The following is a 22,754-nucleotide window of genomic DNA, read 5'->3' as shown; positions in this document are numbered from 1 at the left end:
ATCGAGAGCTGGTACAACTTGCACCGACTGCACAGCAGCCTCGGCTACCTCAGCCCTGCCGAATACGAGACCGCACTCGCAGCCTGACCACCACACCAATGGTGTCCGTCAAAGCGGAACAAGCTCAATCCACCGCAGAAGCGTGCGACACCCCCCACAGGAGCGAACCCGACTGCGCATGAGGTGTCTCCGACAACAGCACGGCCTCGTCCCACGACTCCGACCCTGCTGCGTGGTGAACCCATGCGATGGCTGCTAGTTGCAAACCGTCTACCGCCAATACGGCAACGCTCGAAACTTGCTCAGGAGTGACGCTCAGGAGTGCGGGTTCGTCCTCCATCCCGTCAAGCGAGCGTGCCCGGATTCCGTGCCCCGGCTCGAAGTACGCGAAGTACGGCCTCCCGCCCTCTCCAAGGAGGAGCGTCCCGGCGCCAGCGTGGCCGATGTTGTCCAGCGGCTGATGGGTTCCCGTACGCACGTCCCAGACCCGAGTGCCGTCGTCGGCACCCGTCACCACGACTGGTCCACCGGGTCCCTGCACAGTCTGAACACTGAGGACAGGGGCACTTCCGCCGGGCCACACCAGATCCTTGCCGGCCGCCTCCCAGGCGTGCACCGAACCGTTCTTCGCCCCCGAGACGTATAGCCGTACACCATCCAGTTCGACTGCACCGACTGCGGTGCAGTCGTATCCCTCAATGTCGAGATCTGGCTCTTGCAAGTCGCCCACGCTGCCATCGGCTTCCAGGTTGCACAGCCAATCGCCAATGACATCCAGGGAGGCGACTCGGCTCCCTGTCGGGTCATACGAGGTGACCTCACCCCCGCCGCAGGCCACGACGAGGAAGCTGTCGCCATGCTCAACAATGCCGAGCGCGACCACAGGAACGGCATCCGTCCTGATCGCTGTCTTGATACTGCCCGTCTCGAGATCCCAGACATCGATGTGGCCGTCGGACCGTCCCACAGCCACCAGTGCTCCGAACCGTCCGTACCCGCCGCACAATGCCGTCAGTGGACTGTCACCTGGAAGCGACAAGGAGAACAAATGCACCCCCGTCCGGACATCCCACACCTCGACCTGCTCTTCAAACGTGAGCCCCGCGGCGAGCCATCGACCGCAACCTCGGACGAGAACAGCCTCCACGAAGTCGGGACTCCAGCCGGCGAATAGAGAAGGGAGCTCCACCGAGCCCCAAGAGAACTGCAGCAGACGGTGCTCCGGAGGCTGCGCCGTAGGCTCTTCCAGCGCGTCCAACGCGTTGACAAGCCACGATTCCCCCCACATTGCGGCTGTATCCCGCAACCACAGACGTCGCTGCCACGGTTCGTGTCCGACGGACAACGCGGCCTGGCACAGGAGTCCCACCATGCGGCCCCGTAGCGAACGGCTGACCGGTCGTTCATTCAGCAGTTGCGGATCACAGTGGACAAGGAATGACGCAGACAGAAGGAGCGTATCGAGCTCTCCGGCGTCCGCAGCGTGCTGCGCTGCGTGCCGCAGTACGTACGGGAGAGCCAACCCGAACCTGCGTTCCCCCACAGCGGCAGGCCCCGGCAGAGTGTCGAGAACGGACGCGAGGATGCTGGACCGGCTCACACGCTCGAACGCCTTGCGCTGATAGTCCACGAGGCTCTGGTGGTAGAAGCGATACAGCCGCTGCCCGTCACTATCCGTACTGAACCGTAGGTAGAAAGAAGCTGCTGCCAACGCTTTCTGAACATCGTTCAGACCCGGTGCGGTGCTGCCTGATGTCACGAAGGCACTTGCGACCTGGTGGACCACCTCAAGCGGCATGCCCTGACCGTACCCGTGCGCCACCGCGGCAAGTACGGAGGCCATCGCCGGATGCTCCTCCTGCAGAATGCCCAGATGCAGCTGCAACATGGCCGGCAGACCCGAGGGAATCCGGCGGACCACATCCACCACACTTGGCGGGGCAACCTGATGAACCAAGTAATGCGCGAAGAGTGACGCCAACAAGAACCCGGCCTCGTCTCGGACCCCTAGCCGCTCGGCAACTGCGGTAGCAGTTGCGACGCGCAACTCAGCAGTCCCCGGCCCGCTGTACACCTGGGAAGTCTCAAGAATCTCGCACAAGTATTCCCGCAGCTCCATGGTTCGCTGCTCGACCGAAACCTGATCTAGATCGACAAACTGGTCACTGCGCTCAAGTTCCTTCAGTAGATCTCGATAACGGTCCCACCACGGCCGGGTCCCGATCAGCACCCTGCATACCACTCGATCCCTGTCCGGATTCTTCTCGTCGAGCTTCCGGCGAGACCGGGCAAGCTGAATCAGAGCGTCGACCAAAGCGGAGTCGGACGAAGCCTCATCGAGAGCATCCACTACAACCGTCACCGGCCTGATTCGCTGCTCGGTGAGCCGGTCAAGAATCGCGGTGGTGGTCCACCCCCGCCCCGGCTCCTCACCCAGATTGAGCTGAGCCGCGATCGAAGCCAGCACCTCTGCAGGACCGCGCTGCCGCGCGTGTACCGCAGCCAGATCAGGGTTCAGTTCCGGCCTTACTCCACGATCCACTGCCTGCGCGATCTGACGTGTCACTGCGCGCAGCTGAGGGTGAGCCAGGCAGGCAACAACTCCCAGCAGCGCCGACTTTCCCGAGCCAGGACTCCCGGTCACCACCATCAGTGATGGCTCGCTTGGCCCTTCGAGCCACTGCTTGATTTGCCCGAGCTGCTCCTGCCGACCAGTGAAGAAGCATCCCTGCGCAATGTCCTGCTGCTGGGGTGACCCTGAAGCCCGAGAAATGAAGTGCAACGGATCGAGAGCCGGGTCGACAGCTGCCGCGAACTGCCACAATCCCGTCTCTACTGACTGAAGGAACCGCTCCCCGGCGCCCGTGCGATAGGAGGGGTTGAGCAAGAAAGGCGGCACTGGCACATGAGCCTCGGCATGAGCAGTCCGCAGGACGCTTTGAGAGACAAGGCCATCAGCCGCTGCTGACCGAGCCAGTTCTCGGTCGATCTCCCGTGCCAGCGTTTCCACCGGGACATGCTGCACCGTTGGGGAGATGTCGAGCCGTCCCTGGGACAGCCGCTCCATGACAAGGCCAGTCGCAGACGTGAACCGCGCGGCATACGTCTTCTCGTCAGGTGCACATGCAGCGATCACCCACGCACGACGGTCGGCCGCCCTGATCCTGTCTACGAGTTGCTGCATAACCGGTCGGCCGGCTCCGCACACGTCCAGCATGAAAAGTACCGGCGGCCCGTCCGCAGTTGCCTCGACCTCACCTAGCCACGTCCCCACCTGCTCGGCAGTCCGGGCGAAGTTGTCCAACCGTGTCTCACGCGTCGCCAAGAACAACGACTGATCGCCCTGTCCGGCGATTCCATGGCCCGCGAAGTGCACGATAAGAGCTTCAGGAACCTCGCTCGACCCCACCAGCCCATGAGCATCTCGCCACAACCGCCTGAGCGTTTCGTGATCGGGATCGAGTGACGCTCCGCTGCCCACGATCCTCAGCCCTCGCGTCTTGGCAAGGTGCGTCGCAAGCTGGGAGACGGCTGGCCCAACCGAGGGCAACGGATCTAGCGTCTTCGCAGGGGCCAAGGGATCTGAGCGATCAGCGTCGCTGCCTTCATCGAAGGCTCCGACACCGACAATGAGTACTCGTGTCACTGCTTTCCCCCCGCGCCGCTGCCCCCTGAGCGACTATCCTAGGAGTCCGTCCATATATGGCGTTCAGGAACGTCCCACCTCATAGTGCACTCGCGTGGAAACGTGGTTGCAGCAAGAGCACCCACCGCCGAGTCGCTTCGACAAGCTCATCGACCACCGTGGGTTCCGGCAGATGTGGCAACCCCTTCGTGAGGACCCCGCCAGCCTGGTTCCAGGTCGTCAGATCGACAGTGATCCGCGCGACATGAGCGGGAAGCACTGTCGAGCCGCGAGTGGTGATGAGACGGACACATCGCCGTTCGGCACCCACGAAGAATGGCCGCTGATCGGGGTGGACCAGGACACCTCAGCGACGGGGCAGCCGAAGTCGTCGGCGAGAGCCTGGACGAGCATGGCGCCCACTCCTTGGCGCCGATCCGTAGGGAGTGCCGTTCCCGCATGTGTCGACACCCAGCGCCTTGGCCTACGCGGCGCGCGTAGGCGTGGATCTCGAAGCAGAGGCCGCCGATTCCCGCGTGCCGGATGAGGCACGCTGGCAATTAGGTGTCGCCGAGCGGGCCGACACCGCCCTGCTGGACTGGCTGCATCCGTCATCGCCGCGGGACACGCTCGCCATGCTCGATCCGGCAGCGGCCAGATGCGTGCGACTGGACCGCGGCCGCCTTTCAGGTGGAGCCGGTGGTGGTGCTGGGGGACAGGCCAAAAATACCCCCCCGTGGCTACACCGACGTCGAAGAAGCCTAAAGGGTGTCCGTCCACTGTGGGCGCGCCCGGGCGCTGGCTCGTCGTCGACGCGGTCCTCACGCCAACACCGGGCGGTGCGGTTGCTCCAAGGAACCGCCGCCAGGCGCCACGGTGACCAGCCAGCCCTTCGCATCCTGCGGTGGGTCGGCCGGCCAGACACGGACTGTCTCGACCAGTGCGTCCTGCACGGTGTCCTTGGCCGCCGCGAAGTCGGCTCCGCGGCGGCCAAGGATGGCGAGCACGCTCGGCGTGAGGCTCCGAATGGACTCCACGAAACAGGGTGCAGCTCAGTCGTCGCTGAGGGAACCGCGCTGCAGCAGGTCGTCGACGGTACAGCCGAGCCGCTGCGCGATCGCACGGAAGGCGTCCTGCTCACGGTGCCAGGACAGAGCCCGGTCGGCCACCGTCTGCCGAATGTACTCATTGACGGAGAGGCCCAAAGCAGCAGCGTGGGCGGCGAGTGCGGTTTGCTCCGCGGGAGTGAACATGGTGGCGGGGGGCCTCCTCGGGCTACGGGAGTCGCTCGACTGGAGCGTCGGCGGGCCACGCAGCCTTGAGGCTATCCGGTGAGAGCGTGTACGCATCACCCACCGGCCGCATCTGCCCCGGACTGGGTGATCTTGGAGTTTTCCGGTGCCGCAGCGCGATCAGCGGGCATGCTCGGGCTGTTCCGCAGGCCGATGCGGTTGCCGAGGTGTCCGTTGTCTCCCTGTCTCCGTTCTGGTGAGCACATTCCGGCCCTGACCGTGCAGATCGCACGGGTGAGCAACCCGAACGGCACGACAGCGATGTGGGTGAGAGACCGGCTTGACGGACTGTGGGACGACCAGGACTTCGCCGACTGGTAACTGCGCGACGGGCGGCCGGGGCTCTCGCCTGCCCAGTTGGCCACCGCTGGGTGTGGGAGGAACAGCGGCGGGGGCTATGGGTGGCGTCAGTGCCGGAGCTGGCCAGCCAGGAGCTGAGGCCGCTCGGCCGGGGAGGCCTCAAGACGCTTCACGGAGTCTTCCAGGACGCTCAGGACGGCGCTGTCGGGCACGCCCAGCTGTTCTCATTCCTTGCTGACGAACGACTTCAGCGCGGCCCAGATCTCGAGGTACCGGCGGCCCGGCAACGCGTTGACGAACCGTTCGTCGATGATGTCGAGGTCGGCCAGGACAGCTCAGAGCTGGAGGAAGTTCCCGACGCCGTAGATTTTTCGCTGCGCGTCCAGGTCCAGGTCAGGGCCCGGTCGACCTCCCCCGGACGCAGCTTCCGGTCATTCGGGATGCTCACTCAGGCCGAGATCCGGAGGACCGCTCTTCGACGTCCCCAGGGATGCAGTCACGTATGGAACGCGTCTGCCCGCCCGCTGGTGGCGGGCTGGCAGTTCGGCCAGCGTTTCAGTGTGCGTATTGATGCGCCGTAGGCGTCACTCTGGTTGAGCTGGTGCCGGTCGCGCCTGGATGAGGTACCACTCGGTCACCTCGTCGGGAGCGAGGTCAACTACGGTGTCCCGGCCCCGGGCGTGGACGCGCAGGCGGTAGTCGCCGGGCCCCAGTGTCGCGAGCGCTCGCCGAACACGAGAAGACCCAGGCGCACCCCGAGGCCGTCGAGACAGCCCGCGCCGACTTCGCCGCCCTCCAGCAGCGCGACCACAGCCCCAGGTAGTTGCTCAGCGCTACAAGTCACCTGGCGGTAGTTATACGAGAACAGGGCCAAGGCCGGGTTCGTCTTGGTCGGCCCGGCAGCCCCGGCCGACATCGGTGGTAAGCCGGGTATTTGGTATCAGCGCGATCTGGCTCTCGAACTGTAGACCGCGATCTTGCCGGTGAACCGGCTGCGGGATGGCTGCGGCCACCGTTGATCATCGGTGTGTGAAGACTGAAGATCACGTGGTGGCCGCAGGTCACAGCGTGATCCTGCTCGATGGCAAGAGGTGTTCGAGGGACTATCGGGCCGGTTCAAGCAGGTCGAACCCCGACGCCAGGTCGGCGCTTGATGCTTGGGCTGCTGTCGGATTTGCCGCGCAGGAATTGCTGGACCATCGCCGAGTGGGCCGGGGAAACCATTCTGGACGGCATGCAGCACCTGCTGGGGCGGGTCAAGTGGGATGCCGACACCGTCCGTGACGACGTGCGCGGTTACGTGGTGGAGCATCTGCACACGACCAGGCTGTGCTGGGTGGTCGACGAGACCGGCGACGTGAAAGGGCACCGGCATGGTCGGCGCCCAGCGTCAGTACACCGGTACCGTCGGCAGAATGCTTGTGGTCATCGGAAGCCCCACGGGTATCGAACGTTCCTCGTCCTCAGAGGGACTGTTGTCGCTGTCGAAGGGCCCGCTCATCGCTCACCCGGGCCCGGCTCTGTCGACGGTCCGTCCTGGCCTCCGAAAGTCAGCCGCGAGAAGTCGCGCCCCTGGACCACAACGTTCTGTCGCCCACCCGAGACCTCGTTGTGCACCACCTCGGATCGGCCCTTATCTCGGGGTGGAGCCACCTCGTCGAGCAAAGCGCGCAGTTCGGCTGCCGCGCCTGAGTCCTCGGCCAGCAGGCGCCTTAACCGGATCCGCCATTGCGTCTCTACGTCACCCGCCAGCCCATCATCCCCGTCTGCCCGAGCCGTAGCCAACTCAGCTCGGGAAGCCTCAAGTTCACCAAGTACCGTCTCACTCTCATCGTCGTCCTCGGCACTGCGGCTTAGGAACCGGGACATCCGGCCCCGCACCGTGGTCCAAGCGTCCGACACCATCAGCCCCACTAGCGCCGTCGCCCCCGATGAGGCCAGCCCTACCAGTTCCGCTTCCATCACGCCCACCCCGTCCCGTATGCCTACGCCTACTTCTGTTCTAGCCCCAGTCCCGTGTCTTGGGTGGTTTCCTCGTCCAAGCGGTCATCACGGGCCGGTAGCCCACTCGCGCCCACAGGGGTGCGGCAAGTGGGTTGTGCAGGCTGTGGTGGAGCAGCACGGCCTGCGCACCACGCGCCCGGAGCGTCTCGTGTGCGGCGGCAATCAGCGCCTGCCCTACCAATTTCCGCCTCGCCTTCGGTTCGACGAAGAGCCGGGACAGGTACCCCGTGGGGCCCGCGGTGACCTGCTGTTCGATCCACGCGCCGTGTGGGAACTGCCCGTGCAGGAATCCGACCGGTATGCCATCGATCAATGAGGTCAGCACAAAGGAGGGCTCGCTGGCCAGGGCGCCAGCCAGCTCCTCCGCCAGCAGGGCCCGGAGGGCGGGCCGCCAGGGCAGTACCCCTAGCTGGTTCTCGAACAGGTGCAGCCGCTCCGCCTGCTCGGTGAGTCGTTCCAGGTCGCTCGGCAGGGCGGGACGTACGGTCGTTCCGCCCTGCGGATCCGGCCGCTGTTCCAACTGCTTGATGACCAGTGAGGTCAGCGGGGCGAAGCCGTGCCGGACGAGCGGAGCTGCACAAGCTGTGTCCAGGCTGGGCCAGGTGAGCACCACGGACCGGTCGGCGTTCAACTCGGCATCCGGCCCAGCACCGGTACTGGCGTAAATATCGGCCCCGAGCCGGCCGAGCAGTCCGGCCAACACCTCATCGAAGGCCGTTGTGGGGTCCGCCCCGAAGACGCGTACCTGCAGTACCTGACGGTGCAGCGCGCCCCATAGGGCTTCATACGTGTCCGTACCGAATCTGTACTCTTGAATCCGACCGGCTGCGACTGCCCCGCTCCTGCTGGAGACTGCAAGCTCTTGGTCATCCGCTAGCGGGGGCGCAGGGGCTACTCGGGGGTCGATCTGGGCCATCCTCCGGTTGTGACGTTCCGTCAGAAGAGCGATTGGATCGGCTCCGAGGCTGGCCGCGAGGCGCTCGTTCACGGTAACAGCCCCGCAATCCGTTCGTACTGAGCCGTCGCGCGCGCGTCAGCGAAGCCACTCAAGACCGCCGCAGCCTCCGCGGCACAGCCTGCGGCACCCTCCGTATCACCCACATCGGATAGCGCCAGCGCCAGGTTGGCCAGCGCATTCGCAAGAGCCCACCGGTCTCGAGTCTCACGGTACAAGGAGACGGCCATGCGATGGAATTTGGTCGCCTCCGTGAAACGGCCGAGGTCTCGGTAGGCCTCACCCGCAGAGTCGAGCGCCGCAGCCTCACGGTTGCGATCGCCGATTTGCCGCTGGGCCACGGCTGCTTCCTGACAGGACACCAGGGCCTCGCCTGGCTGACCGAGGGCGCGTTGGATCCTCGCGAGTTCCAGAAGCCAGAAGGCTCCCCAAGCGGTAAGCCGGTCCGTCCGGCTGATGTCGAGGGCTTGTCGGACCCTGGACAGGGCGGCTTCGAGCTCGCCCCGCTCTCGCTGCGTCATCGCCAAGTAGAACAGGGCGTTCCCCTCGTAGGCCCGGTCACCCGCCTCCCGGCAAAGCCTGACCGCCTCGGTGAGATCCGTCGCTGCCGCATCGAGCCGCAGCGCGTCGAACCGGGTCATTCCCAGGTTCGACAGGAGTAGGGCTTCCCAGCGCAGGTCCGCCAAGCCGTGAAAAATCTCCCGTCCCTTCTGGAAGCATGCCTCGGCGTCCGCAAGCCTGCGGCGCCGCCAGTCGAGCAGGCCGAGGGCGTTGACGGCGATGCCCTCGCCATAGCGGTCGCCGATCTCTCGGCGTAGCCGCAGCGCCTCGCGGTGGTGTGACTCGGCCTCGTCTAGTCGCTGCGACTGCAAGTACGCCTTGCCCAAGCTGTCATGCATCTCCGCTTGGCCCCGCTGGTCACCGATGGCGGTGGCCGAAGCGAGACCGGTCTCGGACACGGAGATCCATTCCTGGAACGGGTTGCGGCTCACGTATACGCCACGCATCAGGGCGGCGATCCGCCACGCCACCGCGTGCTGGCCGTTGGCTGCGGCTGTGCGGACAGCGGACACAAGGTTGGCCTGTTCCAGCTCGAACCACTGCAATGCTGTGGCACGGTCCGTGAACTCTTCCCCGACTACATCGGGGTACGGCTCGGGGAGAGGGACGGGCCTGTCCATCGGGGCGATGCGCGAAATCGCACGGGCCAAGGAGAAGAGGTAGTGATTCAGTATCCGCGCCAGGGCGCTGTCCCTGGCCTCCTCGTCCTCATACTGCGCGGCCTGTTGGGCGGCGTAGATCCGCAGGAGGTCGTGAAACTGGAATCGCCCGTACGCGGCCTGTTCGAGGACGTGCGCCCCCGTGAGGGCGTCAAGCAGTTGACGGGTCACTGAGACACTAGCGTCGGCGAGCGCGGCTGCAGCGGATACGCCGAATTCGGGGCCGGGATGCAGGCCCAACAGCCGAAACAATCGCGCAGCCGCTTCTGAGAGAGCTCGGTAGGACCAAGCGAAAACGGTTCGCACGGCGTCGGACTCGTCGTCCTCCTCAGCCGTCAGCGCGCCCCATAGCGCTGACTCGTCACGCAGGTCTGCGATCAGCTCGTCCAGGGGCATCAGCGGTCTGCTCGAGGCCCGCTCTGCGGCGATCCGCAGGGCGAGTGGCAGCCGGGCGCACAAGCGGGCCAGCTCGGACAGGTCTGTGTCGGTGTCGGTTAGGACCCGGTATCCCGCCGTGACGGTGTGCAGAAGCCGCACCGCGTCCTGTTCTGAAAACACGTCCAGCCTGAGCCGGTGCGCGCCATCCCTGGCGACCAGGCCGGAGAAGCGGTGCCGGCTAGTCACCAGCACCAGGCAGTCCGGGTTCCCAGGCAGCAACGGCCGGACCTGGCTGACAGTCGCCGCGTTGTCCAGGACCACGAGCGCACGCTGATCGGCCAATATCGACCGGAACAGTGCGGAGCGATCCTCCAGACGTGCCGGTGTCGACGACGGGGCGACGCCCAGGGCCCGCAGGAAGTGGTCGAGGGCCTGCTCGGCGGTGACCGGTTCGCCTGGGTCATAGCCGCGCAGGTTCACGTAGAGCTGACCGCCGGGGTACTGGTCTCGTACCCCGTGCGCCCAGTGAAGGGCCAGCGAGGTCTTGCCCACACCGGCGGTCCCTGTAATGACATAGATCCCGGCGGCCCCCGAAGTACCGCCCCGCTCTCGCCCCAGGACCGCATCGAGGGCCCGGATCTCATTGCGACGATTGACGAACGCCCCTACATCTCCCGGGAGTTGACGAGGGGGGCTGGCGCGATTCGGGTCCGTCTCACGGTGGAAATGGACTCCGCCCTGCACGTTCCCGGCCTGCACCACATCGCGTGCGGAGCCGGACAGGTCGGAATGGGACTCGAAGTTACGAGGATCGTCAGACGGGCGTGCCATCAGTGCTGTTCTCGCGCTGGCAGCATCCCTTCGCGCGCAAGGTACTTCCTGATGTCCTCGCCCTCGCTGTAGAGCCCTTGCACGAACTCCTGGCAGCGAACGACCAGATCGCGGTCTGTGTAGCGGACGCCACCCTGTTGGAGGCCGTTGTCGTCGTAGAGCAACCGATACACCACGTCTTCGCCAAGCGTGATCAACTCGGGCAGTACGCCATCTTCTTCGTACGAGCGGAGTCGCCCAGCGTCGATCACCCTGGTGTGGCCACCGAGTTCGTCCCGCATGAGCAGCAGGCGCAACTCCCATTGCATGTAGTCGGTGAGCGGCTGCTCCACCACTCGGATCCGCCAGGTCTCGAAGCCGTGGGCCCGAAGCTTGGCGTAGTGCTGGGTGAGCGCCTCACGGCGCCCCTCGAGCATCGCCAAGGCCTCCGGCCAGTTGCCCTTTGAGGAAGCAACCCAACTGTCGTCCGTGGGCTCCTGGAATTCCTGGAGGCGTTCCAGCTTCCAGAACCCCAGCTCACTAGTTCGCCAGAAGCGTTCTTCGAAGTCTGACCAATAGGCGTCGCCGAGCAATCGTTCACCCGGCGCGCCGGCCAACTCGTTAAGCATCCGGGACGTCCATCCGTACAGCCCTTGCCATTCCTCGGGGGATCACCACGAGCCGCTCGCCTGCACCAACAGTGACCCCACTGGGTAGCATCCCGGCGTAGTTCTCGGTCAGGTCGCGCCCGATCACGACGACATCCCCGTTGTCCAGCTCCCAGACGTCCGGGCAGCCACCCTCGCCACCGCTGCCCGTCTCCCCTGGCTCACGACCGCTGCCGGGATCCGTCGGCGCGATGCCGAGCCGACGGGTTAACGAGGCTTGCGGGTCGGGACTCCATACACCACTCACCATAGCCACCCTCTGTGTCCAGACGAATCTCCAGAGTATCAATTCTAGCGCGATGGAGGTGTCGTGCCTACGGATTCGCCGTGCGCAGACCGGGACAGTGGGAGCCCTGGCCCGCCAACACCTCAGCGCTGCGATGGAACCTCACCATTCACGCCACGCTGACCAAGGTGATCCTTCAAGCCTAGCGTGTTGATATTGCAGTAGTGCACTCTTTCGCCGTTACCGCTCCAGAGTGAGGACAACTGCGGAGATTGACGTCATTCGATTCGAACTGCATCGCGCTCCGCAGAAGATGCGCCAGGACTTCAGACTCGCCCTCTACCGGTTCCCACGGGACGTTCGCCGAGCAGATCCCGGCCCTGACCCGGCGATACGCGCGCCGCACGAACGCTCTCACCACTCAACTCGCGGACATCGCTCTGTTCCTGGGCGGGCCTGCGTGAGCCCGTCTGCTCCGGCGGATGGCCATCACCACCGGCAAGGACACCCTGCTCCGCCTGATCCGCGCACCGCTCCTTCCTCAGGCTGGCCCCGTTGCGCATCTCGGTGTTGACGAGTTCGCCGTGCGCCGCGGTCGTAAGTACGCGACGATCCTGGTCGATATGATCACCCACCGTCTCGTCGACGTTCTCACGGACCGCGCCGCGAATACCTTCGCGGCGTGGCTGCGGGATCATCCCGAAGTGCGGGTCATCTGTCGCAACCGTGCCGGCTCCTACCGTGACTGGGCCTGCGCAGGTGCTCCGCAGGCCCGATGGGTTGCTGACGCATGGCAGCTGCTGCACAACCTGGCCCAGGCAGTCGAACGCGTCATCGGCCGACATTGCGCTGACCTGCGAGAACCTCTCACGCTCCGGAACGGCCAGGACGACGCCTCCTCGCCTGCGTCTGCCGCCTTCACCGAGTTGGATATCCACGGACGACCGCGTCCCTTTGGTTGCCCGCACCCGTGAGCGTCACCAGCAGATCCACGAACGCATCCAACGCGGCGACAGCCTGCGCGCCATCGCCCGTGAACTCCACCTCAGCCGCGGCACCGTTCTGCGTTTCGCCCGAGCTGCCGGTGTCGAAGAGCTCCTCGTCGCAGCGACCCGGCCTGATCGACGACCACCGGCTCTATCTGCATCATCGCTGGATGGAGGGCTGCACCAACGCTGCCGCACCGACCCGGGAGATCCAGCAACTGGGCTACCGCGATGACGTCAACACCGCCCGCCGCCACCTACGGCCCTATCGCACCGGGATGATCCCGACGGATGCCCCTCTGCCTCAGCCGACCGTCCGCCGTGTCACCGACTGGATCATGTGTCGGCCCGAGCAGCTCACGGACACCGAGCGCAAGTGCCTCGACGACCTGTGTGAACGCAGCCCCGCACTGGCCACGACCACCGAATGCGTCCGCCGCCTGGCCCAGTTGGTGCGGGAACGGCGCAACGAACACCTGGCCTTCGACGTCTGGCTCGCCAACGTCCGTCTGGACGGACAACGAGAACTCCGCACACTGGCCGCAGACATGCGGCGCAACCGCGCAGCGGTCCTTGCGGCCCTCACCACCACGCACACCTCGGGAGCGGTCGAGGGCAACGTCACCAGGATCATTCTGTGGAATCAGAATTGTCAAGCTTGCTGTGCTTTGCCCTGGCGGACGTCGAGGATCGGCAGGAGGGTGGCGCCAGCCGGGACGTCGAGCTGTCGGGGTGTTGGTCCGGCCGGGGTGGGGGTGTCGGCGAGCCTGTCGAGAAGGCGGTCGAGTGCGCTATGGCCGTCGGTGAGGGCCGCTTGCTCGTCTTCGGTGAGTGGGATTGAGACGGCCATCTTCTGCAAGTTGCCCTTGGCTGCGAGGAGTTGGGCTCTCGTGGAATCCTTGGGGGGGGTGTAGAAGTCGCAGCGTGCGCAGGCCATGCGGTGCTGGCACTGCTCGAAGAAGGATCTGTGCCAGTGGCGTTGCCCCCGGGGGCACGAGTGGACAGCGACCATCGACCAGCGCGTCCGTGCCGTCGGCAAACGGATGCCAGCCCTGCTACCTGAGCGGTGCCGAGAAGCGGAACAGGAGGCCTTGCCCCGGAAAATCTCTCGCCGACCTGCATCCGTAGATCACGGGCGAACTGGTCTTCGTCCTCGATGACTTACAAGCCACCGCCGCAGACCTCCATCCCGGCTCCAAGCGGCCGTGTCGCTGGCGCTGCGCCAAAGGGCACGGCGAGTGGAAGGCCACCCCGAGCGACCGCACCGGGACCAAGAAGAGCGGCTGCCCGCGATGCGGCCGGGAACGGACACGCCAGGCCCGGCGTACACCTCCTGCCGGTGGCTCACTCCTGGAACGGCACCCGCAGGTTGCGGCCGAGTTTCTCACCAACCTCAGCCGCTTGGGTACGGTACCGGCCGAGATGCGGCCGGGCTCGAACGACCGTTGTCGCTGGCGTTGCGTGAAGGGACATGAATGGGAGGCGACGGCCCTGTCGCGCACGAAGCCGAAGGGGACAGGCTGCCCGGACTGCAGGACGCGCGGGAAGGGACGGTAGCGCCCACCTGCCGGATCCTCGCTCGCATGGGGTTATTTCTCGTGGCTTGCTGAGGTCTCAGAGGACGCACACGATCAAGCCGATTTCACACCCTCTGCACCGCAGCGACCGGATGACTCCTGAAGATCACCAACAGAGTCACGGCATTGCCTTTAGGCGATAGCGCGGCTGCCGTAATGGTCACATGATCACCGTGGCTTTAAAATTTCCCTGCCGGTCCGGTGGCTGCCGTATTAGCGGCAAGTACTTGTTGGGTTCATCCCGATGGCGCTACTCAAAGCGAGAACGATACAAGCTGTTGCAAAAATGGCCCAGAATCCAAATTTGAATTTAATTGCAATGTAAATAGCTAAAGCAACGATTCCAAACGAGAGGATAACTTGAAATATCATGACGCCAGTCGTGGCTTCATCCGTCCCAGGGCAAGACACCTGAACCTCCAAGGGGATGTTGTGAGGCCATAGCGTTACGAGCTATAGGGTTCGGGCGGGTTGCAGATGAAGCGCGGTTGTCGATGTGCAAGTGTCGATCTTTTGATCACAGTCATGGGCCCCACCCTCCCGACAATGCATGTCAAATTCTACCAGGAGGGGTGAGGGTGCCTCATATCCGCCAGAAGGCGTAGATCGGCGATGGGTGTGGCTCTTTTGAAGTGAGGTCGCCGGTCAGGCCAGGAGTTCGTAGTTGTGCTGGTCGGGCCGGGGGTAGAGGCGTTCGTGTTCTTTGTGGGTGTGGAAGGCCCAGTACTGGGGGAAGTCGCTGTTGCTGATGAGGGCCGGCAGGCACTGTCCGCTGCGGCCCGTTGATCTGCGGGCAGGCCCGCCTGGTCGGCTTGTGTGCGGATGCCGGAGACCGCGCCCAGGGCGTCCGCCCAGCGCCCCCGCATGATCACCGGCCCCCCCCGGTGATCAGCTGGTCTCGGGCTGGTCCTCGGCCGGGGTCGTTGCGGGTGCCGCCGGTTCCGGGGTGCCGGTGGTGGTGTAGTAGACGGAGTTGCCCTGCTTGGTGCGTTGGACGTGGCTTTTGGCGACGAGGCCTTCGACTGTGGTGCGTACGACGGTGGTCTTGATATTCCGGTCGGGGTGGGCCTGGCCGAGCGCGGTCGCGATCTCCGCTGCGGAGCGAGGTTCGCCCTGATCGGCGAGGTGGCGGCGGATCAACTCGACGAGAGTGGGCTGGACCGCCTTCGCTGCCGTCGCCTTGGCGGTGGCCTCGGGCTTCTTGGCGATCGGCTTCTTGACCGCCTCGCCGCCTTGCGCAGTGGCAGTCCTCTTCGCCCGCACCCGCTTGCCTGTACCGGACTTCGCGGAGGTCTTCTGCCGCGGTGCCGAGGGTGCTGTGGCCGCATCGGGGGCAGGCTGTGTGGCGGTGCCCGTGCCGCCGAGCGCCTTTTGCATGCTGGTCAGTACGGTGTGGTCGTGTTGCAGGGCGCGCAGTTGTTCCTGCAGCGCGTCGATCTCCGCGCCGATGCGCTCCTGTTCCTTGGCGTTGCGGTCAAGGTCGCCTGCCACCTGGGCCGTGTAATGCGATGTCAGTTCGGTGGTGGCGGTCTGGGTGTCAGGCATGATGTTGGCCTTTCCTCGGGGCGCGGCCGCGGGCTGAAGCTAACCCCCAGAGCGGGCGCCTGGGCTGGGCGGTGACCCGCAGGACTTGACTGAGTCATGGGCGGCCGCACCTGGTGCAGTCTGCTCCCGTGTAGCGATGGTACGGGCGGGCGGAGCCAGTTGTTCCGCTCGGGCGAAGTCCTGCGCTCAGCCGCACTTGTCGTCCACGAACCGTAGTCAATGCGTTCGATGCTCACCGGGCCGTCCTGTGGCGTGCTGTGGGGGCAGGTGCCAGAAGACTTCGTCGGTTTCGCGGTTGTGGTGCCAGGCGCTGAGTGTGCGTGATGCCGTCAGCCGGTCGAGGAGTTCGGCGGTCTGGTGGGGTGAGTGTCCGCACAGGCGGGCGAGTACCTCCATGTCGGTACTGCCGGTGTCTCCCGAGGTGTGGGAGGCCAGGGTCAGTGCGGTCAGCTGCAGAGCCGCAGGTTGTCCGGTTGGCGTTGCCAGGGGAGTGGGGTGCAGGGCCCAGTGTGCGGCGCGGGCGCGTGCTCGGCTGCCCGGTTGCTGGGAGAGGACTGCCGCATCCAGCAACTGCGCCTGCGTGCGCGGGTGCTTGCCGGCTGTGCGGCGTAGCCAGCGTGTGTGTTCCAGCTCTTCCCACAGTTCGTTGCGGCCGTGCAGCCGCATGCCGCGCAGCAGGCCATCGGGCAGTCGGGCATGGCCGTGGGTGTCGGAGCGCAGGGCGCACTGGAGGGCGAGCAGGCGGGTGGCGGGGGAGGTGAACTGGGGGAGTGCCGCTGCCAGATAGGTGAGCATCTCCCGTACGCGGGTGCGTTCGGCCGGGCCGCCCGGTGGCTCGGGCCCGCGCCGTACGCGTTCGGGAGGGCGTGGGGTGAGGAGGGTTGAGGGGACGACGGCGGTGTGACTGGTGGCGGCCGCGCAGGCGGCGCAGGCGTCGGCGAGGCGCCACGTGCGGCCGCTGCGGTCGCGGGTGAGGGCGAGGAGCACCGGTCCTGCGCAGCCGCGGTGGCGGGGATGCCACTGGCAGCCGCGTGCCCGGCACTGGCAGGTCCGCAGGTGCCCCGGTAGTGCGTCGGTGCGGGCGTGGCGGGCCAGATGGGTCAGGGCGGCGGATCGTGCGGAGGCGGCCTGTACGGGGTGGCCGTGCAGCGTGCAGCGGGGACAGGCCAGAGCCGGCCCGCCCGGTAGTGGGCGCAGCTCCACCGTCCAGATGCGCTGCACCGTGGCGTGCGTGCTGGCAAGCCGCATCGGCCCGTTGCCCTCCCATCCCAATCCGTGCTGTCGCATGGGCTGTGCCCTCCCGGTGAGCGAGAGCGGGAGTCGGCCGCACCGTAGTGCAGATCCCTGCCCTCCCGCAGTGCCAAGCCGTCCGTCGTCCACCTGCGTCGATAGTGCAGAAACCCGCACTGACAGGGCAGGGGCCTGCACCGTCGGATGGTGGAGTGGCGATCTTGCCGCCCGACCCCGACCTCACTGCGCTGCGTGTGACGCTGGCGCGGCTGAGGGACGCGCGCGGCTGGACCTTCGACGAACTCGCCGCCCGCAGCGGCCTGGCCCGGCGCACCCTCATCGACCTCGAACACGGCCGCACTACCGGCAGCGTCACCACCTGGCACGCCCTCGCCCACGCCTTCGACGTGCCGATCGACCACCTGCTGGGCCCCATCTGTGACAACCACACCCCACCCGGCGCCCCGGACTCCTGACCGCGCTGGGCACCTGCTCGCCCGTCGCTCTGTGATTCACCCGAACCGGCGAGCATGCACCGAACTTTCGTACGTCGTCTGGCTTACGCGTTCGATATCGCTGGGCCGCCCGGGGGACACGGCCCTGCCCGTCTCCGCCATGGCGGGGTGTCGCCTGGCACGGTCCCCGCCATGCACCCCAACACTCTCCCCACCGGCTGCCCCTGGGACGGCAGCCCCCGCACCACACCGACGCGCCGTCCGCTGCGCGTGGCCGCCACCAGCCCCAGCCGCCTGCTGCGCGCCGGCCAGAGCGGCCGCTGCCGCCGGTGCGGCAACCGCATCGACTTCTACCAGCGCACCGACCAGCGGCCCATCGCCCTGCACCCCGCCGAACTGACCGCCGCCCATGTCCCCGAATCCTGCCGCTGGCACCTGAGCAGCGGCATCGCCCACCCTCACGGCGACGGCAGCGCCTGGTGCCGCATCCCGCACACGGTGCTCTGCCCGGACCGCACCCCCACCACCCGGACCGGACCGCACCTCGAGGCGGTACGCCGCCAACTCGCCGTCCGCACCCGCCGCCTCATCGACGCGGGTGTCTTCACCCCGGCCCCGGCCGCCGTCTGCGCGCCACCCGCTGCCTGCGAGCCGCCCGCCGGCAGTAACCGCCCGGCCCGGTCCGTCGTGCAACTGCTGCTGGGCCGCTACCTCGCCGAGACCCCCGTCGAGGGCATCCGGTGTGTGGCCCAGACCCGACACCGCCACCGCTGCCCGGAGCCCGTGCTCGCCCCCAACACCCCCCAAGGCCTATGGACGCTGCTCCCCGCGAGCCCGCAGCGCGGCCAACTCACCCTGCCCGCCACCCTGATGGCCGTCTACGACCTCAGCCGCCTGCCCTACGCCGAGCAGATGCGCTGGCGCACCCAGCGCTGCCCCGCCCACGCCGCCCATCCGGGCGCCGCCGACCTCGCCCTCGCCGGATGGCAGGTCTTCGACCCCCTCCTCCACGCGGTACACATCCGCACCCGCCTGCCTCACGCCACGCCCGGCCACCACGGGAGGGCGTGACGATGCCGCACCACGCCCTGGACATCACCCTGACCCGGCCCCTCACCCCGGCTGAACTCCACCGGGCCGCTCGCACGATGCCGCTCGCGGCCAACCACGACACCACCCACCTCCTGGCCGTCGTGCCTGCCAAAACCCCGGGAAAGGCCCTCAACCGGCTGCGTCACCAGACCGGCGGACTGCTGCCCATCGACGTGATCACCACGCACTACCCCGACGCGGACGGCAAGATCCTGCTCAACGTCGCCTTCCCGCCCGCCACCCACGCCGTACTCCAGGCCGCCGCCGACAGCGCGGGACAACCGCCTCGCCTCTTCCTGGAACTGGCCCTCCACCGGGCCCTGGCCCGACACGCCGGCGAGGAGGCCGAGCGCCTCGACCGCGCAGTCCACAACCTGCTCGCCCACACCACCGCACCCCACCTCCTCGCAGCCCTCGGCCGCGCCCTCACCCGTACCCCCGGAGCCACGCCGTGCTGACCCCCACTGACGAACAGCAAGCCGCAGCCGACGCCTTCCACGCCGGTGAACACCTGGCCCTGCAGGCCGGCGCGGGTACTGGCAAGACCACCACCCTGGCGCAGCTCGCCCACGCCACCCGGCGCCGCGGCCGCTACCTCGCCTACAACCGCGCCATCGCCCAGGACGCCGCCGCCCGCTTCCCGCCCACCGTCACCTGCAAGACCGCCCACGCCCTCGCCTACGCCGCCGTCGGCCACCACTACACCCGCCGCCTGGGCGCCCCCCGCCGCCCCGCCTGGCAGACCGGACAGGCCCTCGGCATCACCAAAGCCATCCGGATCGGCGAACGCGACCTGTCACAACGAACGCTCTCCAACGCCGCCCTGCGTACAGTGGCCCGCTTCTGCCACACCGCCGACCCCGCCATCACCCGCCACCACGTCCCCCACCTGCGCGGCCTGGACGACCGCGACCTGCACGCCCAACTCGCCGCCCACATCGTCCCCTTCGCCCGCAAAGCCTGGGCCGACCTCCAGCACCCCGACGACGGCGCGGTCCGCTTCGACCACGACCACTACCTGAAAATCTGGGCCCTCACCGCCCCGAAAATCGCCACCGACTTCCTCCTCCTCGACGAGGCCCAGGACACCAACCCCGTCGTCGAACAGATCTTCCTCGACCAGCGCGACCACGCCCAGCTGGTCATGGTCGGCGACTCCGCCCAGGCCATCTACGACTGGCGCGGCGCCAAAGACGTCATGACCGGCTTCGACGGCACCCAGCTGGCCCTCTCCCAGTCCTTCCGCTTCGGCCCCCGCCTCGCCGACGAGGCCAACCGGTGGCTGGCCATCGCCGACGCCCCCCTCCGCCTCACCGGCACCGGGACCGTGCCCACCGAACTCGGCCCCCTCACCCGGCCCGACGCCGTGCTGTGCCGCACCAACGTCGGCGCCATCGCCCAGGTCATGGACCTGCTGACCACCGAACATCGCGTGGCCCTGGTCGGGGGAGGAGACAGCCTGCGCGCCCTGGCCCTGGCCGCCCACGACCTCAAGGACGGCCGCCGCACCACCCACCCCGAACTGGTCCTGTTCCCCTCCTGGGGCGAGCTGCAGGACTACGCAGCCCACGACCCGGCCGGACGCGATCTGCAGCCACTCGTCGACCTCGTCGACACCCACGGCACCGACGCCATCCTGGCCGCCGTCGCCCAACTCGTCCCCGAACAACAGGCCGAGATCACCGTCTCCACCGCCCACAAGGCCAAAGGCCGCGAATGGCCTGGCGTGAGAATCGCCGACGACTTCACCCCACCCAAGGACAGCGACCAACTGGACGACACCGGCCGCGCGGTACCCGGCCCGATCGACGACGGCGAAGCACGCCTCGCCTACGTCGCCGTCACCCGCACCCGCCACCACCTCGACATCGGAGGCCTGTCCTGGATCGAGGAACACCCTGCCGCATCCCTTACGGCGACACCGCGGGCTGGGGAAAAGGACGCGTAGGTCTCACCCTTCCGGCGAGGCCGGATTCTCCGAGTCGCGGCCCGCGAGGCGGCGAAGAAGAACGGCGCCACAGACGAAGAAGCCGAAGCTGCGCACCGTTGCCCTGCCCCGGCCAGCACCCGGGAGCAACGGCATATCAGGAGCCAGCTGGCACTAAAATCCGATCCCGCGTCCCGACGAGGGGCTTTCGGGATCCGACGGAGGTTTCATCCCGCGGTTCGGGCTTCCTGAGGAAGGTGGCGGCAGCAGTCCGTCCAGGTCAGGCGCGCTCGTAACACTACGGCGCGGCGGGGAAGGCGGCTCCCTCCTCGCCGAGGCCTGCCGTCGGAGTTGGGCGGCCATGTGGTCCATCAGGCGCCCGGATTCCTTGACCACACATTTGGGCAGGTTGCGCGGGTCCCTGAGCTCGACCATGACGGCTTTGAAGTCGGCGGCGTGGCACCCGTAGCCGATGCTGACCCCGTCACGGTCGCGTAGGACACCGGCGCTCCGGGGGCTGACCTTGATCGACCGGTCCGGGATCGCGTCGAGTGACTCGGGTGAATTGAGCGCGGCACGAACCGCGGCGTTCAGTTTCTCGCCCGGTTCCTTCCACTCCTTCTGCGATGGCATGACCACAGCGTCGATCAGCGAACTCGTCACTTCTGGATGTGACTTGAGCAGGGAAGAGGCACTGACGGTCGCCCGACGGCAGGCGTAGATGAAGTCGTTCTGCTGGTAGCAACTTTTCCCCGTCTGGACTCCTTGGCAGTTGCGCACGGTGATGAATCCCTGCATCGCCTTGAGATCACGGGTGACATCGGAGTGCGGGGACCGCCTGCCGAGCGGCCCGAGATCGAGCAACTCTTTCTCTCTTAAGGTCCATTTGCCCGCGCACAACGCCTCTGCCGCCTTGGTGCGGAGCTCATCGTTCTTCGGGTCCATGATCAAACGGTTCAAGGCATCGCGCACCGTTGGGCGGCGTAGGACCTTCGCGAAGTCCACGGTGGGGTCCTGCAGTGTGTACGTGTACGTGTTGAACTGCTCGTTGTCGTCGCCGATCTGGACCCCACGGCAGGCGAGGACGAGCAAAGCGGTGACTGGTGGGGCCTGTGGAATCGATGTCGGCGCCAGCGGCGGTGTGGGGTTCTGGGACGCAGGTAAGGCCGGTGGAACATGGTTTCCGTCGATGATCGGCGCGTCCTCGCTGACAGGGTTCGGCGGCATGGCCGACCAGACTTCCGGGACAGAACACCTAGGGCCCTCACCAGTCCCGCCGAACACGGGATCGTCGTACAGCAATGCCGGCAGAGCCGTCTCGATCAGCGGCTCATCGTCGCGATCGGACCCGCCGAACACGGGATCGTCGTACGGCAACGTCGGCAGAGCCGTCTCGATCAGCGGCTCATCGTCGCGATCGGACCCGCCGGGATCGCGGTCGTCGAGCCGGTCACCGACCGCGGGCGGGTACGCCAGCCGTCCCAGGACAGGCTGCTCGACCACAGGCACGGCCACGGGATCGCTGGCGGCTGGCATCGGCGGGGTGGCCGGAGCCGCCTCTTCGGGGGCGGGACGGAGAGGCACGGCGACCGGACGTACGCGTCGAGCTGCCCACTGCTTTCGGCTGCGTCGGTCGTGAAGTTCTACAACCCCGTGCGCGAGCGCGGCAAGCAGCCCCAGGGCGGCCAGAGCGGCCACTGTCCAGGCCACGAACACGACCACGTTCATCAGCGCATCTGCCAGGACACCCGCCGCCACCTCGGACACATGCCCCGCCCCCGCGAGGACCCAAGCACCCACCCGGATGACGGCAAGCCCGACGAGAAGCAACCCCAGGAGCCTCACATTCACCCCTCTCCAGGCGTCACCGGCGGCGCCGCCGCGTTGTAGAAGGTGTTCCTCTGATACGTTCCGTCGCCGAAGACGGGGGCTTGGTTGTTGTTGGCCCACACGTACCGGACGCTGCGGCCACGCGCATCCGCCGGCTGCCGCAGTACCGCGTCAGCGAGTGCCCGCAGTTCCTCGTCCTGCCCGGCCTCCAGCAGCCGACGTAGTTCGGGAGCCACTGGGTCCGGGGCGGAGGTGTCCCTGTCCCGCTGGGCCTCGATCGCGGGGTCCAGTTCGGCTGACCGTTCGCCCAGCCGCTCCCGGACCCGCTGGCACAGGCGGGCGTACAGACTGCCTACGGCCTCGGACGTGCTGGCTTGTACTCCGGCGGCGGCCCCTGTGGCCAGGGCCGCCGCTATTAGCGCGATGACTTCCATGATCCCCCCAAATGGGAGCGCGGGGCGAAAATAGGGTCATACCTCGTGAACTGATCCCTAATCTCCCGGAGGCCAACGCGGGAAGCGGGTGACAGATGAGAACGACAGGGTTTCCCATTGGGATGTTGTCGTTCGGTTCAGCATGTGCATTAGCCACAGGCGAACACCCGTTCCGGCAAGTGTTCAGCAGCTCCTCAATA

At 66.9% G+C, this 22,754-nt stretch carries 17 protein-coding genes and 4 pseudogenes; 9 read left to right on the top strand and 12 right to left on the bottom strand.

Going from position 1 to position 22,754, the window contains the following annotated elements:
• Positions 1-124 precede the first annotated feature (124 nt).
• From G3I56_RS40320 to G3I56_RS40305, 4 genes and pseudogenes are all read right to left on the bottom strand, one after another.
• Positions 125-3,376 (bottom strand): AAA family ATPase, encoded by a 3,252-nt coding sequence (locus G3I56_RS40320; protein ID WP_164418155.1) that lies wholly within the window; start codon positions 3,374-3,376, stop codon positions 125-127.
• Positions 3,377-3,865: 489 nt separating this feature from the next.
• Positions 3,866-4,039 (bottom strand): hypothetical protein, encoded by a 174-nt coding sequence (locus tag G3I56_RS40315; protein WP_164418077.1) that lies wholly within the window; start codon positions 4,037-4,039, stop codon positions 3,866-3,868.
• A 370-nt stretch (positions 4,040-4,409) separates the two neighbouring features.
• Positions 4,410-4,662: pseudogene (locus G3I56_RS40310) on the bottom strand (sigma factor); the annotation flags it as partial.
• Positions 4,663-4,677: 15 nt separating this feature from the next.
• A complete protein-coding gene (locus tag G3I56_RS40305; protein WP_164418153.1) occupies positions 4,678-4,878 on the bottom strand; it encodes a hypothetical protein in 201 nt (66 codons plus the stop codon).
• A 449-nt stretch (positions 4,879-5,327) separates the two neighbouring features.
• On the opposite strand from G3I56_RS40305, the gene G3I56_RS40300 reads away from it, so the two are divergent.
• The 3 genes and pseudogenes from G3I56_RS40300 to G3I56_RS40290 all read left to right on the top strand — a co-directional run.
• On the top strand, positions 5,328-5,798 hold the full coding sequence (locus G3I56_RS40300) for a hypothetical protein (protein ID WP_164418151.1): 471 nt from the start codon (positions 5,328-5,330) through the stop codon (positions 5,796-5,798).
• A 291-nt stretch (positions 5,799-6,089) separates the two neighbouring features.
• A pseudogene (locus G3I56_RS44485) lies at positions 6,090-6,185 on the top strand (GNAT family N-acetyltransferase); the annotation flags it as partial.
• A 123-nt stretch (positions 6,186-6,308) separates the two neighbouring features.
• Positions 6,309-6,632 (top strand): annotated as a pseudogene (locus G3I56_RS40290) (transposase); the annotation flags it as partial.
• A 587-nt stretch (positions 6,633-7,219) separates the two neighbouring features.
• Here G3I56_RS40290 and G3I56_RS40285 read toward each other — a convergent pair.
• From G3I56_RS40285 to G3I56_RS40270, 4 genes and pseudogenes are all read right to left on the bottom strand, one after another.
• Positions 7,220-7,921, bottom strand: coding sequence for a GNAT family N-acetyltransferase (locus tag G3I56_RS40285; RefSeq protein WP_164418134.1), 702 nt, complete (start codon positions 7,919-7,921; stop codon positions 7,220-7,222).
• A 284-nt stretch (positions 7,922-8,205) separates the two neighbouring features.
• Positions 8,206-10,518 carry a tetratricopeptide repeat protein gene (locus tag G3I56_RS40280; protein ID WP_343240203.1) on the bottom strand — a complete coding sequence of 771 codons (2,313 nt, stop codon included), beginning with the start codon at positions 10,516-10,518 and terminating at the stop codon, positions 8,206-8,208.
• A gap of 86 nt (positions 10,519-10,604) precedes the next feature.
• A complete protein-coding gene (locus G3I56_RS40275; protein WP_164418130.1) occupies positions 10,605-11,213 on the bottom strand; it encodes a DUF6879 family protein in 609 nt (202 codons plus the stop codon).
• Positions 11,214-11,718: 505 nt separating this feature from the next.
• Positions 11,719-11,808 (bottom strand): annotated as a pseudogene (locus G3I56_RS40270) (IS5/IS1182 family transposase); the annotation flags it as partial.
• A gap of 152 nt (positions 11,809-11,960) precedes the next feature.
• Here G3I56_RS40270 and G3I56_RS40265 point away from each other — a divergent pair.
• Both G3I56_RS40265 and G3I56_RS44475 read left to right on the top strand, forming a co-directional pair.
• Entirely contained in the window at positions 11,961-12,452 is a 492-nt protein-coding gene (locus G3I56_RS40265) for a transposase (RefSeq protein ID WP_164418128.1), read from the top strand.
• Complete coding sequence (locus G3I56_RS44475; RefSeq protein WP_164418126.1) at positions 12,449-13,378, top strand: transposase; 930 nt, start codon at positions 12,449-12,451, stop codon at positions 13,376-13,378. Before G3I56_RS40265 ends, G3I56_RS44475 begins: the two co-directional genes overlap by 4 nt.
• A 1,551-nt stretch (positions 13,379-14,929) precedes the next feature.
• Here the strand turns inward: G3I56_RS44475 and G3I56_RS40245 are convergent.
• On the bottom strand, positions 14,930-15,586 hold the full coding sequence (locus tag G3I56_RS40245; RefSeq protein WP_164418122.1) for a BlaI/MecI/CopY family transcriptional regulator: 657 nt from the start codon (positions 15,584-15,586) through the stop codon (positions 14,930-14,932).
• A 216-nt stretch (positions 15,587-15,802) separates the two neighbouring features.
• Positions 15,803-16,873 (bottom strand): hypothetical protein, encoded by a 1,071-nt coding sequence (locus tag G3I56_RS40240; RefSeq protein ID WP_239135392.1) that lies wholly within the window; start codon positions 16,871-16,873, stop codon positions 15,803-15,805.
• 155 nt (positions 16,874-17,028) lie between these two features.
• Between G3I56_RS40240 and G3I56_RS40235 the strand changes: the two genes are divergently transcribed.
• From G3I56_RS40235 to G3I56_RS40220, 4 genes are all read left to right on the top strand, one after another.
• Positions 17,029-17,292, top strand: coding sequence for a helix-turn-helix transcriptional regulator (locus G3I56_RS40235; protein ID WP_164418120.1), 264 nt, complete (start codon positions 17,029-17,031; stop codon positions 17,290-17,292).
• Between the two features lie 171 nt (positions 17,293-17,463).
• Positions 17,464-18,342 (top strand): DUF6083 domain-containing protein, encoded by an 879-nt coding sequence (locus G3I56_RS40230; RefSeq protein ID WP_164418118.1) that lies wholly within the window; start codon positions 17,464-17,466, stop codon positions 18,340-18,342.
• A complete protein-coding gene (locus G3I56_RS40225) occupies positions 18,339-18,821 on the top strand; it encodes a hypothetical protein (protein ID WP_164418116.1) in 483 nt (160 codons plus the stop codon). The genes G3I56_RS40230 and G3I56_RS40225 overlap by 4 nt, the downstream gene beginning before the upstream one ends.
• The gene (locus G3I56_RS40220) at positions 18,818-20,311 is read left to right on the top strand and encodes a UvrD-helicase domain-containing protein (RefSeq protein ID WP_164418159.1); all 1,494 of its coding nucleotides are present in this window, start codon (positions 18,818-18,820) and stop codon (positions 20,309-20,311) included. The genes G3I56_RS40225 and G3I56_RS40220 overlap by 4 nt, the downstream gene beginning before the upstream one ends.
• A 153-nt stretch (positions 20,312-20,464) precedes the next feature.
• On the opposite strand, the gene G3I56_RS40215 is transcribed toward G3I56_RS40220, so the two are convergent.
• Together G3I56_RS40215 and G3I56_RS40210 are read right to left on the bottom strand one after the other, a co-directional pair.
• Positions 20,465-22,120 carry an RIP homotypic interaction motif-containing protein gene (locus G3I56_RS40215; RefSeq protein ID WP_164418114.1) on the bottom strand — a complete coding sequence of 552 codons (1,656 nt, stop codon included), beginning with the start codon at positions 22,118-22,120 and terminating at the stop codon, positions 20,465-20,467.
• A gap of 17 nt (positions 22,121-22,137) precedes the next feature.
• Positions 22,138-22,554, bottom strand: a complete 417-nt coding sequence (locus G3I56_RS40210; RefSeq protein ID WP_164418112.1) for a hypothetical protein — start codon at positions 22,552-22,554, stop codon at positions 22,138-22,140.
• Positions 22,555-22,754 lie beyond the last annotated feature (200 nt).

This window comes from Streptomyces sp. SID12488 (assembly GCF_010548275.1).
Lineage (GTDB): Bacteria > Actinomycetota > Actinomycetes > Streptomycetales > Streptomycetaceae > Streptomyces.
Note: the sequence above shows the minus strand (reverse complement) of the source record. Positions and strands in the feature narration are given on the sequence as shown.